This window comes from Pradoshia sp. Z4_20 (assembly GCF_058216035.1).
In genome coordinates, this window is sequence record NZ_JBZAJD010000007.1 from 42963 (window position 1) to 65568 (window position 22606).

The 22606-nt window shown below is 37.6% G+C and carries 17 protein-coding genes and 1 riboswitch; of the genes, 5 read left to right on the forward strand and 12 right to left on the reverse strand.

Annotated elements, in window-relative coordinates; translation table 11 throughout:
* Positions 1–111 precede the first annotated feature (111 nt).
* Both AC4BHP_RS14695 and AC4BHP_RS14700 read left to right on the forward strand, forming a co-directional pair.
* Positions 112–1023, forward strand: coding sequence for a DMT family transporter (locus AC4BHP_RS14695; RefSeq protein ID WP_140462165.1), 912 nt, complete (start codon positions 112–114; stop codon positions 1021–1023).
* A gap of 511 nt (positions 1024–1534) precedes the next feature.
* A riboswitch (glycine riboswitch) is annotated at positions 1535–1612 on the forward strand.
* Between the two features lie 172 nt (positions 1613–1784).
* Positions 1785–3134, forward strand: coding sequence for an amino acid permease (locus AC4BHP_RS14700; RefSeq protein ID WP_490553059.1), 1350 nt, complete (start codon positions 1785–1787; stop codon positions 3132–3134).
* A gap of 152 nt (positions 3135–3286) precedes the next feature.
* Here the strand turns inward: AC4BHP_RS14700 and AC4BHP_RS14705 are convergent, their stop codons facing one another.
* The 6 genes from AC4BHP_RS14705 to AC4BHP_RS14730 all read right to left on the reverse strand — a co-directional run bounded on the left by AC4BHP_RS14705 (position 3287) and on the right by AC4BHP_RS14730 (position 9181).
* The gene (locus tag AC4BHP_RS14705; protein ID WP_490553060.1) at positions 3287–4732 is read right to left on the reverse strand and encodes a DUF4179 domain-containing protein; all 1446 of its coding nucleotides are present in this window, start codon (positions 4730–4732) and stop codon (positions 3287–3289) included.
* Positions 4683–5267, reverse strand: coding sequence for a sigma-70 family RNA polymerase sigma factor (locus tag AC4BHP_RS14710; protein ID WP_139892714.1), 585 nt, complete (start codon positions 5265–5267; stop codon positions 4683–4685). The genes AC4BHP_RS14705 and AC4BHP_RS14710 overlap by 50 nt, the downstream gene beginning before the upstream one ends.
* A gap of 307 nt (positions 5268–5574) precedes the next feature.
* The gene (gene adhP, locus AC4BHP_RS14715; protein WP_139892715.1) at positions 5575–6600 is read right to left on the reverse strand and encodes an alcohol dehydrogenase AdhP; all 1026 of its coding nucleotides are present in this window, start codon (positions 6598–6600) and stop codon (positions 5575–5577) included.
* A gap of 332 nt (positions 6601–6932) precedes the next feature.
* Entirely contained in the window at positions 6933–7982 is a 1050-nt protein-coding gene (locus tag AC4BHP_RS14720) for a 2,3-butanediol dehydrogenase (protein WP_066108186.1), read from the reverse strand.
* 273 nt (positions 7983–8255) lie between these two features.
* Positions 8256–8783: a PfkB family carbohydrate kinase gene (locus tag AC4BHP_RS14725; RefSeq protein WP_490553198.1), complete on the reverse strand. Its 528-nt coding sequence runs from the start codon at positions 8781–8783 to the stop codon at positions 8256–8258.
* Positions 8783–9181 carry a PfkB family carbohydrate kinase gene (locus AC4BHP_RS14730; protein ID WP_490553062.1) on the reverse strand — a complete coding sequence of 133 codons (399 nt, stop codon included), beginning with the start codon at positions 9179–9181 and terminating at the stop codon, positions 8783–8785. Before AC4BHP_RS14730 ends, AC4BHP_RS14725 begins: the two co-directional genes overlap by 1 nt.
* Positions 9182–9600: 419 nt before the next feature.
* On the opposite strand from AC4BHP_RS14730, the gene exaC reads away from it, so the two are divergent.
* From exaC to AC4BHP_RS14745, 3 genes are all read left to right on the forward strand, one after another.
* The gene (gene exaC / locus AC4BHP_RS14735) at positions 9601–11121 is read left to right on the forward strand and encodes an acetaldehyde dehydrogenase ExaC (protein WP_490553065.1); all 1521 of its coding nucleotides are present in this window, start codon (positions 9601–9603) and stop codon (positions 11119–11121) included.
* A gap of 16 nt (positions 11122–11137) precedes the next feature.
* Complete coding sequence (locus AC4BHP_RS14740) at positions 11138–11506, forward strand: DUF779 domain-containing protein (protein WP_066108193.1); 369 nt, start codon at positions 11138–11140, stop codon at positions 11504–11506.
* Between the two features lie 205 nt (positions 11507–11711).
* On the forward strand, positions 11712–13208 hold the full coding sequence (locus AC4BHP_RS14745) for a peptide MFS transporter (RefSeq protein WP_175354309.1): 1497 nt from the start codon (positions 11712–11714) through the stop codon (positions 13206–13208).
* Between the two features lie 86 nt (positions 13209–13294).
* Here AC4BHP_RS14745 and AC4BHP_RS14750 read toward each other — a convergent pair whose 3' ends face one another.
* The 6 genes from AC4BHP_RS14750 to AC4BHP_RS14775 form a co-directional block, all read right to left on the reverse strand.
* Positions 13295–15676, reverse strand: a complete 2382-nt coding sequence (locus AC4BHP_RS14750) for a polyprenyl synthetase family protein (protein WP_490553070.1) — start codon at positions 15674–15676, stop codon at positions 13295–13297.
* Positions 15677–15913: 237 nt separating this feature from the next.
* Positions 15914–16789: a spermine/spermidine synthase domain-containing protein gene (locus tag AC4BHP_RS14755; RefSeq protein ID WP_066108201.1), complete on the reverse strand. Its 876-nt coding sequence runs from the start codon at positions 16787–16789 to the stop codon at positions 15914–15916.
* A gap of 203 nt (positions 16790–16992) precedes the next feature.
* Positions 16993–18387, reverse strand: a complete 1395-nt coding sequence (locus AC4BHP_RS14760; RefSeq protein WP_066108204.1) for a sugar porter family MFS transporter — start codon at positions 18385–18387, stop codon at positions 16993–16995.
* 401 nt (positions 18388–18788) lie between these two features.
* On the reverse strand, positions 18789–20207 hold the full coding sequence (araA, locus tag AC4BHP_RS14765; protein WP_490553074.1) for an L-arabinose isomerase: 1419 nt from the start codon (positions 20205–20207) through the stop codon (positions 18789–18791).
* A gap of 33 nt (positions 20208–20240) precedes the next feature.
* The gene (locus AC4BHP_RS14770; RefSeq protein ID WP_066108210.1) at positions 20241–20936 is read right to left on the reverse strand and encodes an L-ribulose-5-phosphate 4-epimerase; all 696 of its coding nucleotides are present in this window, start codon (positions 20934–20936) and stop codon (positions 20241–20243) included.
* A 22-nt stretch (positions 20937–20958) separates the two neighbouring features.
* Positions 20959–22569 carry a xylulokinase gene (locus AC4BHP_RS14775; RefSeq protein WP_066108213.1) on the reverse strand — a complete coding sequence of 537 codons (1611 nt, stop codon included), beginning with the start codon at positions 22567–22569 and terminating at the stop codon, positions 20959–20961.
* Positions 22570–22606: the final 37 nt, after the last annotated feature.

The following is a 22606-nucleotide window of genomic DNA, read 5'->3' on the forward strand; positions in this document are numbered from 1 at the left end:
TCTCCGTTTTGCAATAGCAGCAGTAACGTCTTCTCACTTGAGTAAACGATTCTGTATGTCTTGTTATACGGGGTTCAGAAAGCTAATTAAACTTCAACAAGGAGAATCGTTATGTGGTTTATTTTTTCACTACTAACAGCTTTAGCATGGGGTGGTGCTGACCTATTTTATAAAAAGGGATCAGACAGCAACGACAAGTACAGCCATATTAAAATTATCATCATGGTTGGTCTTGTCATGGGAATTCATGCAACAGCCTATATGATTATAAAAGATATACAGTTCAATCCAATGGAGATGATTCATTATTTACCAGTATCTTCTTTATACATCCTTTCCATGGCATTTGGGTATATTGGTTTGCGCTATATTGAATTGTCTATCGCCTCACCAATACAGAATTCCTCAGGTGTCGTAACAAGCATTCTGCTCTTCATCTTTTTCACTCATGAGCTAAGTATCATTGAAGTACTTGGGATTATCATTATCACTCTTGGGATTGTGGGAATTGCCGTTCTGGAAAAAAGAGCAGAAGATGAAGTTCGTCGACTGAATTCCGAGCATATCGATAAAAAATACCAAATTGGTTTCTTGGCTATTATCTTCCCAATTTTATATTGCATTATTGATGGACTTGCTACATTTGCGGATGCCATCTATCTGGATGAATTGAATCTAATCAGCGAAAATTCAGCTTTACTTGCGTATGAATATACCTTTTTCCTATGCGCTGCCGTATGTTTTATCTATCTTCGCTTTATAAAGAAGGAATCCTTCCATGTATTTAAAGAGCGCGATAAAGGGATAGCAGCTATTTTGGAAACGATTGGTCAATTTTTCTACGTATTTGCCATGGCATCAGGCTATGCAATTATCGCAGCACCATTGATTGCTTCTTACAGTATCTTTTCAATTATCCTGTCACGAATCTTCCTAAAAGAGAAGCTGACTAAAAAACAATACATGATCATCGCAGTTGTTATCTTCGGTATTATCCTGCTGGGGATAGCGGATGAACTCTAAATTTGAATTTGCCTTTTAATAATGTAGATTAAAGACCAAATCCCTTATGGATTTGGTCTTTTTTTCAGAATGAATTGTGCTACTGCTAAGATAAACATGAAAAAGAGAGCTTTCGATTCTGGCCTTCCCCTTAACCTCACTGCCATGCTTATATATCTGAAGGAATACTCCTCAAGATGTTTAAATTAGTAAACAAAAAAAGAGAGAGACCTAGTACCTTTCTTTACTATTTAATACTTATTGTAATGGTTTATCAGAACTGAAGCTTGTTTAGTATCATTAATTGTTTGTTCAAAAGCATATGGGTTAAATATATTTCAAGTAAATCTTGGTCTCTTCCATATGCTTCAACAAATCATTTAATTACATGTACTTAGTTTGACAACATAATAATTTAGTGATAGCATTTTTTCCATAACATTTTTTCAGAATTATGTTAATAAGGTAACATACTCTGATAATTGATAATTTAATATAGCACGCTTTGATCGCTGTGGATAAAACTATGGCGGGAGCAGCTTCTGGAGAGACTGTATTTATACAGCGCCGAAGGATTCACAATCTCAGGCAAAAGGACAGAATGGTAACGATTTTTGTTATTCTTGCCCTTTTAGAGATTGGAGACAACCAATCTCTTTTTTTATTTTCCAATATCAATAGTGAGGTGAGACATAGTATCTAAATCAAGCGAGAAAAATGATAAATATCTATTTTACTAGGTGCCTGTTTTAGACATCTAAGATTAAACGGGGGCATGCAACTTGGCTAAGCAAGAGTTAAAAAGGGATTTAAAAAATCGTCATGTACAATTAATAGCAATTGGGGGCACAATTGGAACCGGCTTATTTTTAGGCTCCGGAAAATCCATTCATTTAGCCGGTCCATCCATCTTATTTTCTTATCTGATTATCGGAGTAGCTCTATTTTTTGTTATGAGAGCACTGGGTGAATTACTTTTATCCAATACAAATCATACATCATTTATCGATTTCGCAGCTGAATATTTGGGTCCATGGGCTGGATTTGTGACTGGCTGGACGTATTGGTTCTGCTGGATTATGACAGCCATGGCTGATATTATCGCTGTTGGTTTATATACACAATACTGGTTTGATATCCCGCAATGGGTGCCTGCCATCATCTGTTTAGTAATTCTATTAGGATTAAATCTATTAACCGTCAAACTGTTTGGTGAGTTGGAATTCTGGTTTGCGATTATTAAAGTCGTCACTATTGTTGCACTAATTGTCGTAGGAATCGTACTGCTTGTGATTGGATTTGAAACAGATAGCGGAACTGTTTCTGTTTCAAATCTTTGGAATCATGGCGGCATGTTCCCGAATGGAATATCAGGGTTCTTACTATCACTGCAAATGGTTGTCTTCTCCTTCGTAGGTGTTGAACTGATTGGTGTATCTGCTGCGGAAACAGCTAACCCGCGCAAAAACATCCCATCTGCTATCAACAAAATCCCGGTACGGATTTTGCTGTTTTATGTAGGTGCCTTATTTGTTATTTTATGCATCAATCCTTGGGATCAATTAAGTGCAACAAGCAGTCCATTTGTAGGTGTCTTCGCCTTAATCGGTATTCCAATGGCGGCAGGTATTATCAACTTTGTTGTATTAACATCGGCAGCCTCTGCTGCAAACAGCGGTTTATTCTCAACCAGCCGGATTATGTACAACTTAAGCAATCATAAAGAAGCACCAAAAAGATTCTCAAAATTAAATAAGCACCATGTACCGAGCAATGCATTATTAACTTCTACTATTGTAGTTTCTGTCGGTGCACTGCTTAGCAAGCTGATACCAGAGCAGGCCTTTACAATCGTTACAACAATCAGCGCCATCTGTTTCATTTGGGTATGGAGCATTATTTTAATCTCGCATATCAAATATGTAAAAACAAGACCTGATTTAAGGGCTAAATCTACATTTAGAGCTCCATTAACACCAGCTATAAATTATGTAATCCTAGGTATGTTTGCTTTCATATTGATTGTGATGCTCATTGCTGCGGAAACACGTTTAGCAATGCTGCTTACACCATTATGGTTTGTCTTATTGATTATCATATATAACTTTCATAAAAAGAAGAGACTAAGATAATAGAGCAAAAGCAAAAATAATAATGCACTCCAGTTGTTAGATTACACTTAACAATTGGAGTGCATTTTTTTCTATAGTATTCTATGGTTGAATGAAAACTTAGTACAGCTCGGTACCGAATTGAGCAAAATAGTTTCAATAAACTATTTCCTTTATTTATGATTCTCAAGTTGCTCTTTCTTCTGAGGTATTTTTACTGTGAAAGGCTCAAGCTCCACTGTATCTAAAAATGAGTTAAAATCAAATTGCAGAATGGCATGATCCATTTCAAAATTGGTGATTTTTTGAACCATATCCCCTTCATACACAACTTCTCCACTTAAATCAAATACTGATTGAAAATGCATTGTATCTTTATTAAGGACTTCAACATGATTCCGATGTATATAAAATGGCCAATCATCATCCAAATCAATCCGTGGGTCTATTATATTAAACTGATAACCTAAATTATGCAGTAAACGATCATAGTTCTCTCCCTTAAGACTCTTAGGAAATCCAAGTACTTGATAATCAACAATCAATTTATCCTGCTCATGTTTAATACTGTTAACTCGGATTGCCTTATTTGAACGTTGACTTTCCAATGTAAAGGAAGTACCGGTCGCTAAATCCTTCTCCGCTAAAGGTTCTAATCGTTCTAGATGTGGATAGAACGTGATGGTTTTAACATCTTGATTTAAATTCCCTATTGTAGATCGTCTAAATTCACGTACTTCTCCATCTATCCCCTTATTAAATCTTACACTGTTTCCAATATCCAACTCTTTCCCTTTATGGTCAGTTGCCTTCCATATGTATATCTCATCCTTCTCATACTCTGTGTTTGTTTCAAACATAACAGTCGAGGATATTCTGCCAAAGAGCAATTCATTTACTTTAATTTGAACATTTTCATTCGGATAGTTTTTTGTGTAATCTATTGCGGTAGCTTTATTCTTTTCTTGTGAAATTGGAATCGAGAATCTCCAGTCTCCATCAACTCCGTTTATAGAATGGATTGTGAGTGGCAGAGTGTAATTCTCTTTAAGCTCCTCATACGGATAATTTAAAGTCATTTGAAAATCATACCCATCTCCTTTTTTCTTATAAACAGTTGATTGCCCATTGAACCAAGGATCAGCATCCCCTTCATAGTTCTCAAAGTTTTCATCCATACTTAATTCTTCGCTCTCTTCGTTACTTTGCTTTTTTATATCGCCATCCACATGTCCAGTAATCGATACAATATATCCATCAAAATAAGCACTTGTCAGGGTTACATTAATCCCCTTTTTGGTACTAGTTTTATTTAATTCAGTAACGAGGTTTTGTTCGGCTAATTCTATTCCAAGCGGATCATTAAAGTCTTTAAATATTCCGCCGACTATAGGAGCTTTAGCCAGCACTTTGTTCAACGACGGTATGATAAATCCTGAACTGATGGTCAAAGATAGAATCGCTATAGAAGCCACACCACCATACAGGAGTTTCTTCTTCGGTTGCCGTCTCTTTTTTTCATGTACCACCTGATTTAGACCATCATCAATAGCCTTTAACACTCTCTCTTTAGGTACTGGTATTTGGTTGAATGCATTCTTTAAATCCTTTTCTTCCATAGTCGAATCCCTCCTCATTCAAGATTTTTTTTAACGCCTCTTTCCCTCTGCTTAAATAGGTTTTAACGGTTCCTTCAGGTATTTGCATAATGGTGCTGATTGTTTTAATAGAATAATCATGATAATAAAATAAAAGAATACTTGTCCGATAATTCTCTTTAATTTGGGCCAAAGCATCCATTATTTCTCCGCAATCGAATTCTCTCTTTTCCTCCGATTGCGGAATCATACCGATTAATATTTCATCCGAAAAAGGTATAACAGTTCCTCTCTTTTTGACCACTTGGCCAGCACAACGAATGATAATTTTTGTGAGCCAAGTCATGAAGTACTCAGGATGTTTTAAGGAATGAATAGAGATAAAGGCCTGATAGGTTGCGTCCTGAACCACATCCAATGCATCCTCCTGATTATTAACATATATATAAGCTGTTCGATATATTCTTTCATAATGCTGTTTAACTAATCGTTCAAAACTCTTTTTATTGCCCTTTATTGCTTTCTTGACCAGCTTCTGCTCCTCCTTATAATTCACTCTCTCGCCCCCTTCTGCCTATTAGTGATGAATTCTCTTGAAATGGTTTCAAATATTGGAAGTTTTTTATTTTTATTTAGGATACTTAGCACACACGTTAGATTTATCTAGTTTCACACTACATCAACCAGCTTCACATTACCTTTATTTTTTAGAAAAATAATCCTACTAAAGCACCCATGATATTAAAAATATTATCTATCTACTAAGCCCTCATATATAAAAAAAACGTACAAAAAAACAGCCTTACATTCATAATTAAATGTAAGACTGTTTGAGGTTTATTTTATAAGGTTATTGGTTGGAATTATTCGTGTTTGTGCATATCGATGACCATACGGCCTTGGATTTTACCTGCTTCCATTTCTTCAAAAATATCATTTACTTCATGTAAGCATCTTGTTTCAACAATTGGAACTACTTTTCCCTCTGCTCCAAATTGGAAAGCCTCTTCTAAATCCTTACGTGTACCAACTAAGGAACCAACAATTTGGATACCGTCTAATACGGTTTTCACGATAGCCAAATCCATTGTTTCAGGAGGTAATCCTACTGCAACAACTTTAGCAGTAGCACGAACAGAGTTTACTGCCTGGTTAAAGGCAACTTTAGAAACAGCCGTTACAACAGCAGCATGAGCTCCACCAACTTTTTCCTGAATCCATTCACCTGCATCACCATCAGTTAATGGATTACATACAAGGTCTGCTCCTACTTCTTTTGATAGCGCCAATTTATCATCATTAATATCCACTGCGATTACTTTCGCATTGAATACATTTTTCGCATATTGAATGGCAAGATTGCCTAAACCACCGCAACCATAAATTGCAATCCATTGACCTGGTTTAATATCGGAAACTTTGATTGCTTTGTAGCAAGTTACACCTGCACAAGTAATACTGCTTGCTTGAGCTGGGTCTAATCCTTCAGGAACTTTAACCGCATAATCCGCTTCTACGATACATTGTTCAGCCATTGCACCATCAACAGTGAAGCCTGCATTTTGTACGCTGCGGCAGAATGTTTCATTTCCTGTTACACAGTACTCGCAAGTTCCGCATCCTTTAAAGAACCAAGCAATGCTGACACGATCTCCTACTTTTAAACTTGTCACATCGTCTGCGATTTCTTTAACGATTCCGATTCCCTCATGCCCTGGAACTCTTCCTGGAACTGCGCCGAAATCTCCTTTTGCTACGTGCAAGTCTGTATGACATACTCCGCAATATTCTACATCAACTAAAGCTTGACCGGGTTTTAACTTAGGAAGCTCCTTTTCAACTAATTCTAACTTACCAGGGTTCGTTGCACTCACTACAGCTGCTTTCATTCCAATCAATCCTCCGTATGTATATTAAATTGCTCAATGTTTCACATACTTATTATAATTATAATAGTTAGCAAAGTAAATACATATTGAACGATTTTATATATTCAGATTATTAAAATATATACATCTCCAACTAACTTCCACAAATACGACTAAATTACGTGTTTTAGCAGAATTGTATACTCAGAAATGTATAATACACCTCAAAATCCAATACACCACGTGTTGCTTTCTTACTAATAAATCCATAAACACTAAAATGGCCATTCCATTTGAAGAGAAGGCCATTTTAGTTTCTATATATGATTATCATATTTGCATTTGTACAATGATTATTCAGCTTTTACTAATATTTTAATATGATTTCGTTCGTTTAATAAACCTTCAAAGCCTTCTTCAATCACATCATCCAACTTAATTCGTTTGGTAACGAGTTTGTCAGCTGGGAAGTAGCCCTGAGCCATTAAATTGATAACAGCAGGAAATATATCACGGTATCCAATAATACCGTTGATTGTACGTTCTTTCATAACAATATCGTTTGGATGAATAGACGCTTCTTTTTCAAAAATACTAACAATCATCGTTTCACCATTAAATTTAGTTGAATGAATAGCTTGTTTTAAAACAATCGGTACTCCTGTTACTTCATATGAAACGTCAACACCGCCATTTGTCAATTTAGTTAATTGTTCAACGACATCACCCTGATTCGGATCGATAGCAATAGCACCAAGTTCTTCTGCTTTTTGCCTGCGTTGTTCTGATAATTCTACTGCATAAATTTCAGCCGCACCAGCTGCTTTTAACGCTTCAATAACTAATAAACCAATTGGTCCTGTTCCAAATACCGCTGCTTTATCGCCAACTTTAAGTTTACTTTGTTTAACAGCGTGTACAGCAACAGCTGAAGGTTCTACGAGTGCCCCTTGTTCAAATGAAACATTTTCAGGCAGCTTATGTAACATATGTTCCGGTATAGAAGCGTATTCAGAGAATCCTCCACCGCCTCCTGCTAAACCATAAAAGCCCATTAGCTCACATAGATTATATTTTCCTTGTTTACAAGCTTCGCATTTTCCACAGGAGTAGACGGGCTCAACTGTAACACGGTCACCAACTTGGACTCTGGTTACGCCTTCGCCAACCTCTACAACTTGTCCAGAAAATTCATGTCCCATTACAATCGGAGCTTTCTCCTTACTCAATGGGTGTGGCTCTTCGGTTGGGATAAAAATTGGACCGGCTGTATATTCGTGTAAGTCACTTCCACAAATACCGCACCATTCAACTTTAATTTTTGCTTCTCCCTTTTTGGCAGTAGGTTCCTCTAAATTGTCTAACCTTAAATCTTTAGCATTGTACCATCTGAGTGCTTTCATATTGGTCATCTCCTAAAATTTTGTTAGAAACGCATAATACAGAACACTTTTATTATATCATTATATCGATTGATAACAAATTTATTAACTGATTAATCTGAATTATATTTGTTTTTATGACAAACACTTGAACAATAGAAAGGTAATCTTAATAACCCCTAAAAATATCTTAGTCATATATTTGTGTAAAATAACTTAAATATTAAAGGATGACTCCATCACTAAGAGCCATCCTTTAATTCACTAAAAACCAAGTTTTAATTAAAATCCTGCTTACGCTTCAATTCTTTTGCTTAAAAACAACTTAACTTCATCCATACTTGGATAAGAATTCTGTGTACTACGTTTTGTGACACTTAATGCTGCAAAGGCATTAGCCATTTTTATCGATTGGACAATATCCCCATTCTGAATATAATTATAGGCGAAACAGCCGATGAATGCGTCTCCGGCCCCCGTTGTGTCTACAGCATCAACCTTGAATGAATCAACGATTTGCGTTCCTCTATCGGTTATCCACATCACGCCTCGGCTTCCCATCGTCACGATAACATTTTTAACTCCTTTATCTATCAGGCTGACTGCAGCAGCTTTAATTTGCTCAATCGTTGAAACAGGCATGCCAGTCAAGATATCCAGTTCACTTTCATTGGGAACAAAAAAGTCACATTTGCATACATAATTGAAATCCAAATTTTTGGTAGCAGGAGCAGGATTCAGAATAACAGGAATCCCATGCTCGTTCCCAAATTCTATCGCCCGATAAACGGTTTCGAGCGCGATTTCTAACTGAAGAATAATTAAAGAACATGTCTTGAGCTTTTCGGCCGCTTTATCGACATCCTCAGGTAAAAGGTACTGATTGGCCCTTTAATGATTAAAATACGATTTTTGGAATCCGAATCTACAAAGATTGGTGCGACCCCGCTGCTGCTTCCGGGGACCTTATTCGTAAATTCTGTATCAATTCCATAGCGTTTAAGATTTTGAATGGTGTTATCTGCAAAAATGTCATCGCCTACCTTCGTAACCATCATGACCTTGGAGCCCAGTTTTGCAGCTGCCACTGCCTGGTTGGCCCCTTTTCCTCCACACCCCATTGAAAAGCTAGGTGCTTCAAGTGTTTCTCCCTCTTCTGGCATTCTATCAATATAGGAAATTAGATCGACCATATTGGATCCTATCACCGCAATATCCATGCTATTACCACCTTATTTTTCTCTTGCCGACTGAATTAAATATAGATCATTTTTTTTTGCAGCGCTGCATTTCGGCAGAATAAGAGCGCCCGTATCTGTTGGTTGCTGTTAGTAAAATTAAACAGCCTGTCTCCAATCTCTTGTTCCATTCATGGGTGAATAATTCTCTTTAGATGTAATAGATAACCTGCAAAATTTATCTATCTAGTAACGAGTAATGGAAGACACATTTTTTTCCTATTTCTATACTACACTTATACATCATATTTCTCCTATATTCACAGTCATATTATTTGAAATTTTATTAAATTAGACAAATAATAGTATAGAAAACGCTTCACTGGTGTATTTTTATTCCAAAGTGGCATCAAAACTTTATATTTAAGAGTTTTCAATACGAACATAGGGGAGATATCAACATGATTTATGCAAATCCAAATACAGAAGGCGCAGTTGTGCATTTCAAAGAGAAATACGATAACTTTATCGGCGGAAAATGGGTCGCACCTGTTAAAGGTCAATACTTTGAAAATAAATCTCCGGTAACCGGAGAAGTTTTTACAAAGGCTGCTCGTTCTTCTGCTGAAGATATTGAATTAGCATTAGATGCGGCACATGCAGCAAAAGAAGCTTGGGGGAAAACTTCTACTGCTGAACGTGCACGTATTTTAAATAAAATTGCAGATTGTTTAGAAGAAAACCTGGAAATGCTCGCTGTAGCTGAGACTTGGGATAACGGGAAAGCAGTACGTGAAACATTGAATGCTGATGTTCCTTTGGCAATTGATCACTTCCGTTATTTCGCAAGTGCCATTCGTACACAAGAAGGAAGAACTACTCAATTAGATAATGATACAGTAGCTTACCACTTCCAAGAACCACTTGGTGTTGTTGGTCAAATCATTCCTTGGAATTTCCCAATTCTAATGGCTGTCTGGAAGATTGCCCCGGCATTAGCAGCAGGTAACTGCATCGTATTAAAACCAGCTGAACAAACTCCTGCATCCATTATGGTTCTTGTTGAGTTAATTCAGGATATACTCCCAGCGGGTGTTCTGAACATCGTAAATGGTTTTGGTATTGAAGTAGGAAAACCACTTGCAACAAATCCACGTATTGCGAAGATTGCCTTTACTGGTTCTACAGCAGTGGGACGCCAAATAATGCAATATGCTACTGAAAACATTATTCCTGTCACATTGGAGCTTGGCGGTAAATCACCTAACGTATTCTTTGAAGATGTAATAGACAAAGATGATGAATTTTTAAATAAAGCAATCGAAGGCTTAGTGATGTTTGCTCTAAACTCCGGTGAAATTTGCACATGCCCTTCCCGTGCATTAATCCAGGAATCAATCTATGATAAATTTATGGAACGTGCATTAGAGCGTGTGAAAGCTATTAAGATTGGCAACCCACTTGACACAGAAGTTATGATGGGCGCACAGGCTTCAAATGAACAAAAAGAAAAAATCTTATCCTACATTAAACTCGGCAAAGAAGAAGGTGCTGAATGTTTAATTGGCGGAGAAGAAAATGACCTTGGTGAAGACCTTAAAAATGGTAACTATATTAAACCGACTGTTTTCAAAGGTCATAACAAAATGCGTATATTCCAGGAAGAAATCTTTGGTCCAGTTCTTAGTGTAACGACTTTCAAAGATTTTGACGAAGCAATGGAAATTGCAAATGATACCTTGTACGGATTAGGTGCCGGTGTATGGTCCCGCAGTGGAGATCTTGCTTACCGTGCCGGCCGTGCGATACAAGCTGGTCGTGTATGGACAAACACATATCATCAATATCCAGCAGGTGCTGCTTTCGGCGGTTACAAATTATCCGGTATCGGCCGTGAAAACCATGCTATGATGTTAGATCATTACCAACAAACAAAATGTTTGTTAGTAAGCTATGATAAAAATGCTCAAGGTTTCTTCTAAAAGGAGTGACTCTAAAATGGTAGAACGTGTCGTAGCAACCGAAGAGGCACTTCAATTAATAGATTCATTAAAAAGAACTCACGGCTCTATTATGTTTTACCAATCCGGAGGCTGCTGTGATGGATCTGCTCCCATGTGTTATAAGGAAGATGATTTTAAAACGGGGGATTCTGATGTATACCTCGGTTCCATTGGAGGAGCACCGTTTTATATCCATAAGATGCAATATGAGTACTGGAAACATACTCAATTGATCCTAGATGCTACTGATGGAAGAGGAGCAGCCTTTTCACTTGATAGTATAGAAGATTGTCATTTCATTACGAAATCACGAGTATTCTCTGATGAAGAATATGCAAAACTAAAAAATCAAATAGAAGCCTAAATAAAAATGCCCCAAAGTTATCAATAACTTTGGGGCATTTTCTATTAAACATTATTTATTCTTCTTTATTTATCACACATAATCTAACATTTTTCGACATATTTCTATTAAATAAACAAAATTATAGTCTCTCAATTTTGATTTTTTAGTTAATCTAAAATAAAATGGTATATTGTACTACATCATGCTAAAGGAGAGAGAATTTTTGGTTAAATTAAACAAACAGTCGGGTGTTCCAGGCATTCCGAACACAGGTTTTTTCGGACACCCTAAAGGACTTTTCACATTATTTTTCACAGAGTTTTGGGAACGTTTTTCGTATTATGGAATGCGGGCCATCCTGGTCCTCTACTTATACGCTGAAGTTAGCAAGGGCGGACTGGGGTTTGATCAAACCACAGCCATGTCAATTGCTGCAATCTATGGATCTTTAGTCTATCTATCAGGTATTATCGGTGGATGGGTTGCAGACCGTTTACTTGGGACAAGCAGAACCGTATTCTACGGTGGAGTTTTTATTATGCTTGGTCATGTTGTTCTGGCATTACCGCTCGGGGCTGAAGCCTTTTTTGCCAGTATGTTCTTAATTATCATTGGTACCGGATTGCTAAAACCGAACATTTCCAGTGTTGTTGGTGACTTATATACAAAGGCCGACAATCGCCGGGACTCAGGATTCAGTATCTTCTATATGGGGATTAATTTAGGTGCTTTTATAGCTCCATTTGTTGTAGAAGGATTACGTGGGCATTACGATAGCTACCATGCAGGTTTTTCAGCTGCTGCTGTAGGTATGTTTCTTGGATTAATCGTATTTGTTATTACGAAAAAGAAAAATCTGGGCACCATTGGAACACAGCCACCTAATCCATTAAGCCCTGAAGGCAAAAAGAAATTTGCTCTTTATTTTGGGGTAACAATTGCTCTATTAATTGTCCTTTTCTATGCTCTGATTACAATCGGTTGGCTAACCATTGATCGATTTGTTTTACTCGTAACTATTTTGGCAGTTATTATACCAGTCGTTTACTTTGTTTGGATGTACAAAAGCTCTAAAACAACTGCAGAAGAACAATCAAGATTACTTGCCTATATTCCATTATTCCTGTCAGCAGTTATCTTCTGGGCTATTTATGAACAAGGCTCTAATTTACTGAATATTTATGCTTTAGAACGGACTAATTTAACATTGTTAGGCTTTAAAATCGCACCTGGTGTGCTACAGGCAATGCCTGCCCTCTTCGTGATCATCTTTGCACCAGTTGCAGCTTGGTTATGGATGAAGCTTGGGGATAGACAGCCTTCAACTTCCAGAAAATTTTCAATTGGCTTGCTATTAGCAGGTCTATCATTCATTGTGATGCTTGTACCAGGATACTTAAGTGGCGGTGACTCACTTGTTAGTCCTTATTGGCTCATATTGAGCTACCTAATCGTCACACTTGGAGAGCTTTGTCTATCTCCTGTTGGTTTATCTGCTACAACTAAATTGGCACCTGCTGCATTCTCCGCTCAAACGATGAGCCTATGGTTCCTCGCTAGTGCTGTTGCACAGGCCATAAATGCACAGCTTGTAAAACTTTATAGTACGGAAACGGAACTCCTGTATTTTGGATTAATCGGTGGATTCGCAATTCTATGTTCAATTATTATTTACTTCATCTCACCAACCATCCAAAAATACATGAGAGGCGTTAAATAAGAAAAAAGATGCCCCTGGTTTTAAAACCGGGGGCATTTTTATGTTCTGGATGTTCTCTGCTATAAGGCAGCGAACAGATAACCACTTTAGCGCTGTCTGTTCACCATATAATTCAATAAGTGCTTTAAAAATGAACTCTTCGGTGAAATCTGTACAATAGCTTCCATAGCATAGCAGTAATGATCCCACATTACTTTACGAGCACCCTCCCTGCCAAGAACTGATACAAATGTAGAATTATTATTCTCTTTGTCCTGTCCGACTGGTTTTCCAAGTAAAAGGTCATCCCCCTCCAGATCAAGCAAGTCATCTTTAATTTGAAATGCGATTCCGGCATGTTGGGCGAATTTTTTTAACTTCTCTATCTCGGATTCCCCTACTTGAGCAAGAATGGCAGGCATAATGAGTGATGCCTCAAATGCGATTCCTGTTTTGTAGAAGGAAAGCGTGTTTAATTCCTCTAAAGTCAGCATTTTCCCTTTCGATTCCAAGTCCATTGCCTGCCCTCTGCACATATCCATGGCTACCTGGGATGAATATCGAATTAACTGTAGAACAGACGCAGCATCAAACTGTTTCAGTGATGCTTGTTCCTTCATAGCATTCTGAATAAGATATACTGAAGTTATTTCTGCTATTCCTGTATTATGGACCGTATGCAAGGTAGCACGGCCTCTTCGAATAGGCGCATTATCCTGAGATGGCAGATCATCGAGAATAAGAGATGCCGTATGCATATATTCCAGGGATTTAAGAAGCGGCACAATCGCTGTAGAATCCAGCCCATACTCCCTGACTCCCATCATCCAGGTCACGATTGGCCTTAGCCTCTTTCCATCACCTTCAAGACTGTAATTTGCCGCATCAATGATTGGATCATTCGTCAAAAGTGTAGATTCTAGTTGATTAATAGGCAGATATTGATTAATCTCCTGACGAATGCTCTTTATTGTGTTAGCAAATTCGCTTTCCTCTTGACGATCCTTTCTCAGATTGGAAAGGATATGATCTCGGAGCAATTTATCAAAGAAATCCACATCATCTGCTTTCTGAACCATCGTTTGGATAAGGCGATTAAATGTCGGCATATTTGCTGTTAATAAATTCATCAATTCATCATACTGCTTAGTACCTAATCGTTCTTTATTTCTTTTTAGGCCATTAATTGCTCGATCTAGTATGACCTCACAAGCATGTGGATCAGAATCATATACATGATGAATCAAGTTGAAAATAACCGTCCAATATAATTCGAATGGGTTAATAAGGTCAGGACGCTTATCATGATAGGTTAGATAATACGTATATGGAGTGACCGCTCCTGCATCCATATCATCAAATAAATCCGCAAAGTCATCTGCCAATTGATTGTATATTCCATAGTAAAACGTGCGTTTGTTAAACCCTTCATCCTCTGGTGCACTAATAACAGAACGAACGATCAATCGTGAAGATGATGATTTTAATATGATTGGAATAAACAAATCTTCATTGGTGTAATGTTCATTTGTTAACTCTTTAACTCGGTCTACTTCCTGTGAATGAAAAAACACATACGCCTGGTCGAAAAATATCCTGGAATTTTCAGGGCTTTGGCAACCTTTAATATACTCGAATGCTTCCTTCAGTTCTGAATGAATAAACCGGATAAGTTCTTCATTTTTACCAGACCACTCGTCTATTTCTGGGACTGTCCCATTTATAAGCGTCATTCTAATGATAGTTGAAAACTGCTTTTTCTCCTCATCGGATAAAACATTTGCATCTAGTAAATCATCTATAAAAGGATAGGTCAGACCATAGGAATATCCTAGCCGAATGGCTTCATCAAGTTTCTGTGCCCGTTCCTCCGGGGAAATATCAGAGCCCATCTCTTCCCTAACGTGCATCATAACTCCACCTATGATTTTGATTAATTTACGTTGGGCATTTTCGGCATCCATTCCATTCGGTATAGAGGATGACACGATTCTTAGCTTGTCGAATAGCCAGATGACTGTTGACTCGATATTCTCCTTTTGGCCCCATCTGTACAAACCGTGTGTACTAAACAAATCAAACTCACTAGCTTCTTCAAATTTATCTGTAACTAATTGAGAGATGAGCGTATCCACGACTTGTTTGATTTTAGTTTGTGTTTCAGGCTTGTCCAGGGCTTTGCCCAAATCTCTCAGATAGATATATGAAATACTTCGATGAAGATACTGCTCCAGTTTCCCTCTCTTATTCAACCAGCTTATATACTGATGATACTCCTTATTTGTTGTTTTTTTATTTTTATGAGCAAAAAGGGAAGCTAAGGATCGATGACGAATATGATTCTGCTTCCACGATTGAATATCTTTCGTTAATGCATCGATATAGCTCTTTTCAATCACCTGCGCACGCAAGGATTCAAAATACTTTTCAGCCTTCTCTTCAGCCAATACATAACATTTATCACTATTATTTATGACCTTCTCATTCATAAGTTCAACTACCTCTTGTTTTCTTTTGGTTATACAATTTCCTACTCACTTAATACAAAAGTACCATCTTTATAAGCATAAAGCTAAAATAAACAATGTGGTATTTTTGACCTATTTCTCACTGAACGATTATCGCCCCTGACCAACGACTTATTTATATACTCGTCAGGAAAACATACCTTTACTAACTATAAAAATCCCCCTTCAAACTTTGAAAGAGGATTTCTCATGCATGTTTTATAAATAACATTTAATTGATTTTTCAATCCAATAGGTAAATATCGTATTTGGACATCTTTTTTCAAATAATTTCATTTTTAAATACATATCAATCCCATCTGAAACATCATGCCATAAATCCGTAAAAACAAAATCAAATTGACCCTTTGCCATAGATTTTTGAGCATATTCAAAGGCATTAGCTTTAATGATCTTAATCTTTTGATGGTTTTTGAATTGCGGCAATATATACGTTTGGAACAAGTTAATAACGTCTTCATTCATTTCGACTACCGTGATGCTATCAACATTTTCTTTTTCAGAAATCATATAGGTATAATAGCCAAGTCCCAACCCATATGTAAGTACATTTCCAAACGCCTGTTCAATCGGTTCTTTCATGGTTTCAATTTCATTAGGCGTTACTGTCATCCATATTCTTCCGTTTTCCAAAATAGCTGGATACTCAAATTCTGTTTCAAAAAAACCAATTTGCGGGATTTGCCTGCCTTCTTTTGTTTTGACAATATCATTGCATACAAAGCCCTCAAACGGTTTATACTTTTCATATTTCAGTTCACTATTACCAATCTTCAACGTTGGGATCTTGATATTCTTATAATAAGTGTTTTCGTAAAATTCCTTTTCATCCAGTTTAAAAAACATTCCATTAAAGTAATTGTTGAATAGATTCTTATCATCCATCTTATCCACAATATCCAATCCAAAAGCAGACGCTAAAATGACCGCAAACGCATGCTCATAAGATACTCCAAACTGAACAATCTCTTTTATCTCTTCCCCATCAACAAAATCGGGCGCCTTATTTAAATAATTGCTTAGCAATGCGAACACTTTATAATTATCTTCTTTTACTCCATCATTCGGTTTCATTTCTTCACCTGTATTCATTGAGTTATAGTAAAATAATAGCGAAAAAATAGAGATGGAGCAATGAAACTGGAATTCCTCTTAAGTAAAACAGGCACTTCAGATAAATGAATGAATAAAAAAGTCCCTGATTCCAGTATAGAAATCAGGGACAGCTTACTGTATAGCTTTGCTGTAATTCGATTAGCAATTAATTATGTTACTTACTATGCACTTTTCGCCTTAGCTTGTTTACTTTCTCCAATTTTTTCTATATCCTCTAAACTGCGACCGCGAGTTTCAGGAACGCATGTCCGTATAAATAGGACTCCCAGTAAACAAATACCGCCGAAGATGGCAAAAACAGCTTCTTGAGGCATAAAAGCAATCATGATTGGGAAAAGCAATCCGACCAAGAAAGAACCAATCCAGTTAAATGATGAAGCTAATCCTGACGCACGTCCGCGAATGGCTAGCGGGAATATTTCTCCAACTATGACCCAAGTTAAAGGAGCCCATGTGAATGAATAAAACGCAACATAGATACTTAGAAAAACAACCATCATCATCGGATTCACATTAGGAATTAGTATGTTTAAGATGGCAGGAAAAATAAAGGAGAGTCCCATAATGGTTCCGCCAACTGTTAATAAAGTACGGCGCTTAAATTTATCAGCAATGACCAGGAATACTAATGAACCTATTACGAGGATAATCCCCTGAATGATTGGCCACATCAACGCGGAACTGGCTGCATGACCCGTAGCATTTTCCACAATCAAAGGAATGTAATAGAAGATGGCATTTGCACCCTGGAATTGTTGAAAAGCTGCTACACCTACACCCGCAAAGACCAAGTAACGGTATTTACCACTTAAGAGAGTTCCCCAAGACGTTTTCTGACTTACCGTTTTTTCTTCTTTTGCAGCTTCTTGAATTTGTTTTATTTCAGCATCAATATCTTTTTTATTTGAACGAATATAGCCCAATACCTTACGAGCTTCATCAAATTTATTATTCTTAATTAAAAATCTTGGTGATTCAGGTAACTTTAACATTCCAAAAAATAAGATGATAGCAGGTACTGCAGCCAAACCAAGCATCATCCGCCATGCCATAGTTTCTGGCAGGTCTTTCAATAGATAATCAACAATGTATGAGAGCAACATCCCAGAAACGATCATGGTTTGATTTATTCCTGACAGACGACCGCGCAATTTTGCAGGCGCCATTTCCGACATATAGGCTGGAACCAACGCAGAGGCAGCCCCAACAGCTAGTCCTAGAAACATCCGTGATACAATCAAAAATAGTATTCCATCATGGGGGGCTATGCCTGACAATATGGATCCCACAACAAAAATGACAGCAGATATTAAAATCATTTTGCGTCGTCCTAAACGGTCAGACAGCTGACCAGCTACGACACCTCCAAAAATAGCTCCAAACATTACCGAAGAGGTAATCCAACCAATAGCGGTAGCTCTTCCTTCGAGGCTCCAATCACTTTCTAAAAAAGGTAATGCTCCCGTCATAACACCTATATCATAACCAAAAAGAATGCCGGCAAAAGCTCCAAAGAAATAAATAAAGCGACTTGATATTTTCTTTTCATTAACCATGAATGTTCCCTCCACTAGGTGCAAAAATATATTGCTAGAAATCCTACCACTAAGACTATTAATAGCCTTAACATATATAAAAGCGTTTTCAAGTCCTGCAAAATTGCTATAATACCAGTAAGTTTTTAATAGAATATTTACGTTCATAGCTTGTCTTACATGATAGTAGGTGTTGCCTATTTAATAATAGAGATGCTCTGTTTAATTTAATGAATAACGCATTAGGGTACTTTTGAATCAAATATAATGAATCCAAAAACATTTAGTTTTATTTCTTCATCTTAAACGCTTTCATATATATAAACAAAGAACACGCTTACAAATAAAAGCATCTTATTCTACCTTCTGGGATAATCTATTATCCTCCAAGAAAGCATAAGCCCCCTCGGAGGATAAAGCCATTACCTAATAACTACATAATCTAAGTCAACAAGCTTTGCATACGTGATAATTTGATCTGTTGTCAGATTCAATGAAACAACTGTATGGTGACCGCCGCCATTCTCAATCCACGCTTTAACCCCATCCTGGAAGTTTGGCTTTACTTCCCATAGTACACGTGCTACTGGAAGATTAGGTGCTTTAACAGTTGGCTCAAAAGCAGAAACTTCATTAATCAAAAGCTTGTAATGTGTACCAAAGTCAGCCATTGAAACAACAACACCATCTCCTGCCTTACCATCGAAAACTAAACGAGCCGGATCTTCACGATCACCGATACCTAATGGAGATACGACAATTTTTGGCTTGTTGCAAGCTAATGTTGGATCTACTTCAAGCATATGTGATTGAAGAGCAGCTTCTTGCCCAACAGCTAGTTCATAAGTGTAATCCTCCATAAATCCAGTCGATTGGTTATGGCTCATCACTTTAAGTAAGCGATCTAGGGCTGCAGTCTTCCAATCCCCTTCACCAGCAAATCCATATCCTTGGGCCATCAAACGTTGCACTGCAAGGCCAGGAAGCTGTTTCATGCCATATAAGTCTTCAAAGTTAGTTGTGAATGCATTGTAACCACCATCATCAAGGAAACGCTTAATGGCAATTTCATAGCTTGCTTGCACCTTCACGCTCTTTTCCCAATCTTCTTTGCTGTATATGCCATAATCAAATTCATATAGTTCCGCATACTCAGCAATTAAATCGTTCACTTCTTCGTCCTTAACGTCATTCACATATTGAACAAGATCGCCTATACCAAAGTAGTCAACAGTCCATCCAAATTGAATTTGAGCCTCTACCTTATCCCCTTCGGTTACTCCAACATTACGCATGTTATCACCAAAACGAGCAACTTTTATATTGAAGCTTTCGTTATAAGCAACCGCTACATCCATCCATTCTGCTATTTGCTTTTGGACTTCAGCACGTTTCCAGTAACCTACTACAACTTTATTTTGCTTTTTCAAACGCGCATTGATAAATCCATATTCACGATCACCATGAGCTGATTGATTCAGATTCATGAAGTCCATATCAATGGTTTCCCATGGAATACTTTCGTTAAACTGCGTTGCTAAATGTAGCAATGGCTTTTGTAATAATTTTGTTCCGCGAATCCACATTTTTGCTGGTGAGAAGGTATGCATCCAAGTAATTACGCCCGCAACCTCATCACGATAGTTCACTTCTTTCATAATGCTTGTAATTTTATCTGCACTTACAGCTAAATCCTGCAATACAAGCGGGTAAGGTAATATACCGCTTTCATTTAAGGCATCCGTCATCGTTTGTGCGTGTGCTTTGACTTCCGCCAGTGTTTCTTCCCCATATAGATGCTGTGAACCTACGACAAACCAAAACTCTTTTACTTTAGACATAATAATCCTCTTTTCGTAGTTTGATAGTTTGTATTATTTTTGCCCATAGTAGGCATTTTTTCCATGTTTACGTAGATAGTGCTTATCTAAAATACGTTGTGGCAATTCTTCAGCAAAATGATTTAGTTCTCGTGTAAATAAATTCATTTTTGAGACCTCTTCTAATACCACACTGTTCATAACCGCTGATTTTGCATCTTTGCCCCAAGTAAATGGTCCGTGTCCATGAAGTAAAATACCGGGAACTGCCAATATATCTAATCCACGTTGTTCAAATGTTTCGATAATGACCTTTCCAGTTTCCACTTCGTACCCACGGTCAACTTCCTCTTGAGTTAAAAACCTTGCACATGGAATGGAACCATAGAATGTATCGGCATGAGTAGTTCCCATCGCCGGAACATCTAAACCTGCTTGAGCCCATATAGTCGCCCAGGTTGAGTGCGTATGCACAATGCCGCCAATCTCTGAATAATGCTTGTAAAGTACTGCATGAGTTGCTGTATCTGATGAAGGATTCAATTCCCCTTCAACCACCTGACCATCCAAATCAACAACCACCATATCACTTGGCTTCATCGTCTTATAATCAACACCGCTCGGTTTGATAACAAATAAGCCACTATCACGGTCAATTGCACTTACATTTCCCCATGTATATTTGACGAGTCCATGCTTGGGCAATTCTAAATTTGCTTCAAATACTTCCTCTTTTAACTTTTCTAACACTTGAACCCCTCCAAACTTGGACTCATAAAATCAAATGATCGACAGCTGCCTGCTCAATTACAAGACCTTTTTTATATCGCTCTATAAATTTCTCAAAACCTTTAACATCAAACTGATCCGGATATATTTCTTGACTATCAACCTCGAAAAAGACTTTTTGGTCAAGGAATTCTTCCAAGTATTCCTTCTCATTTTTGTTCATCATGTAAGAAGCCAGAATAGCCATCCCCCACGCACCGCCCTCTCCGGCTGTTGCCATAACGGATACTGGTGCATCAATGGCAGCTGCGACGATTTTTTGACCTACAATAGGTGTTTTGAATAATCCGCCGTGAGCCAAAATGCCGTCAATTTCAACACTTTCTTCTTTAGTCATAATGTCCATTCCAATTTTTAATGCGCCAAATGCAGTAAAAAGATGAGCTCGCATAAAGTTTGCTAAATTAAACTGACTACCAGGAGGTCGTACGAATAGCGGTCGCCCCTCATCTAATCCTGTAATATTCTCACCGGATAAATAGCCATAGCTTAGCAATCCGCCAGCATCCGGTTCAGCCTCCAAAGCTTTATTCAGCATCACTTCATATAATTGATCCGTTTCTATCTTTTGGCCCATTGCTTCAGAGAACTCACGGAATAATTTCAGCCAGGCATTTAAATCACTGGAGCAGTTATTAGCATGAACCATCGCTACAGGACTGCCATCAGGTGTTGTTACTAAATCAATTTCCGGATACACTTTTGAGAGTTCTTTTTCCAGTACAATCATGGCAAAGACTGATGTTCCTACTGAAATATTACCAGTACGCTTTCTCACACTATTTGTAGCAACCATTCCTGTACCCGCATCACCTTCCGGCGGACAAAGCGGAATACCTGGTTGTAAATTCTGTGATTGATCAAGAATTTTTGCCCCAACTTCAGTCAATTCACCAGCTTGTTCTCCTGAAAGATAAACTTTAGGAAGAATCTCCTCTAGGCTCAAAGGACAACCCTTCGTGGAAATTAGTTCATCAAATTGCTTAACCATTGATTCATTATAATTCTTTGTTGATTCATCGATTGGAAACATACCTGAAGCATCTCCAATACCGATCGCTTTATTACCAGTCAGTAACCAGTGGATATAACCTGCTAAAGTCGTAACATAATCAATACGCGGCAAATGTTTCTCTTCATTTAAGATAGCTTGATAAAGATGAGCAACGCTCCATCGTTCTGGGATATTGAATTTAAATGTATCAGTCAATTCTTTAGCTGCCGCACTCGTTGTTGAGTTACGCCAAGTACGAAACGGAACAAGTAATTCTCCTGTATGATCAAAGGCCATATATCCGTGCATCATGGCTGAGATTCCAATAGAACCAATCTTCCGAATCGTTATCCCATAGTTTCTTTCAACTTCTTGCTTCATCTCACGATACGCTGCTTGTAGTCCAGTAATAATATCGACTAGGCTGTATGTCCAAAAACCATCCTCCAAGCGGTTTTCCCACTCATAGCTTCCAGATGCAACCGTTTCAAAATTATGATCAATTAACACTGCCTTGATACGTGTAGAACCAAATTCAATTCCAAGAGAAGTCTCTCCCCTAGCAATTGCCTCTTGTATGTTTGCTTTGTTCTTTCTCATATAAACCCCCATCTGATAGCGGTTTCAATATCCGGAA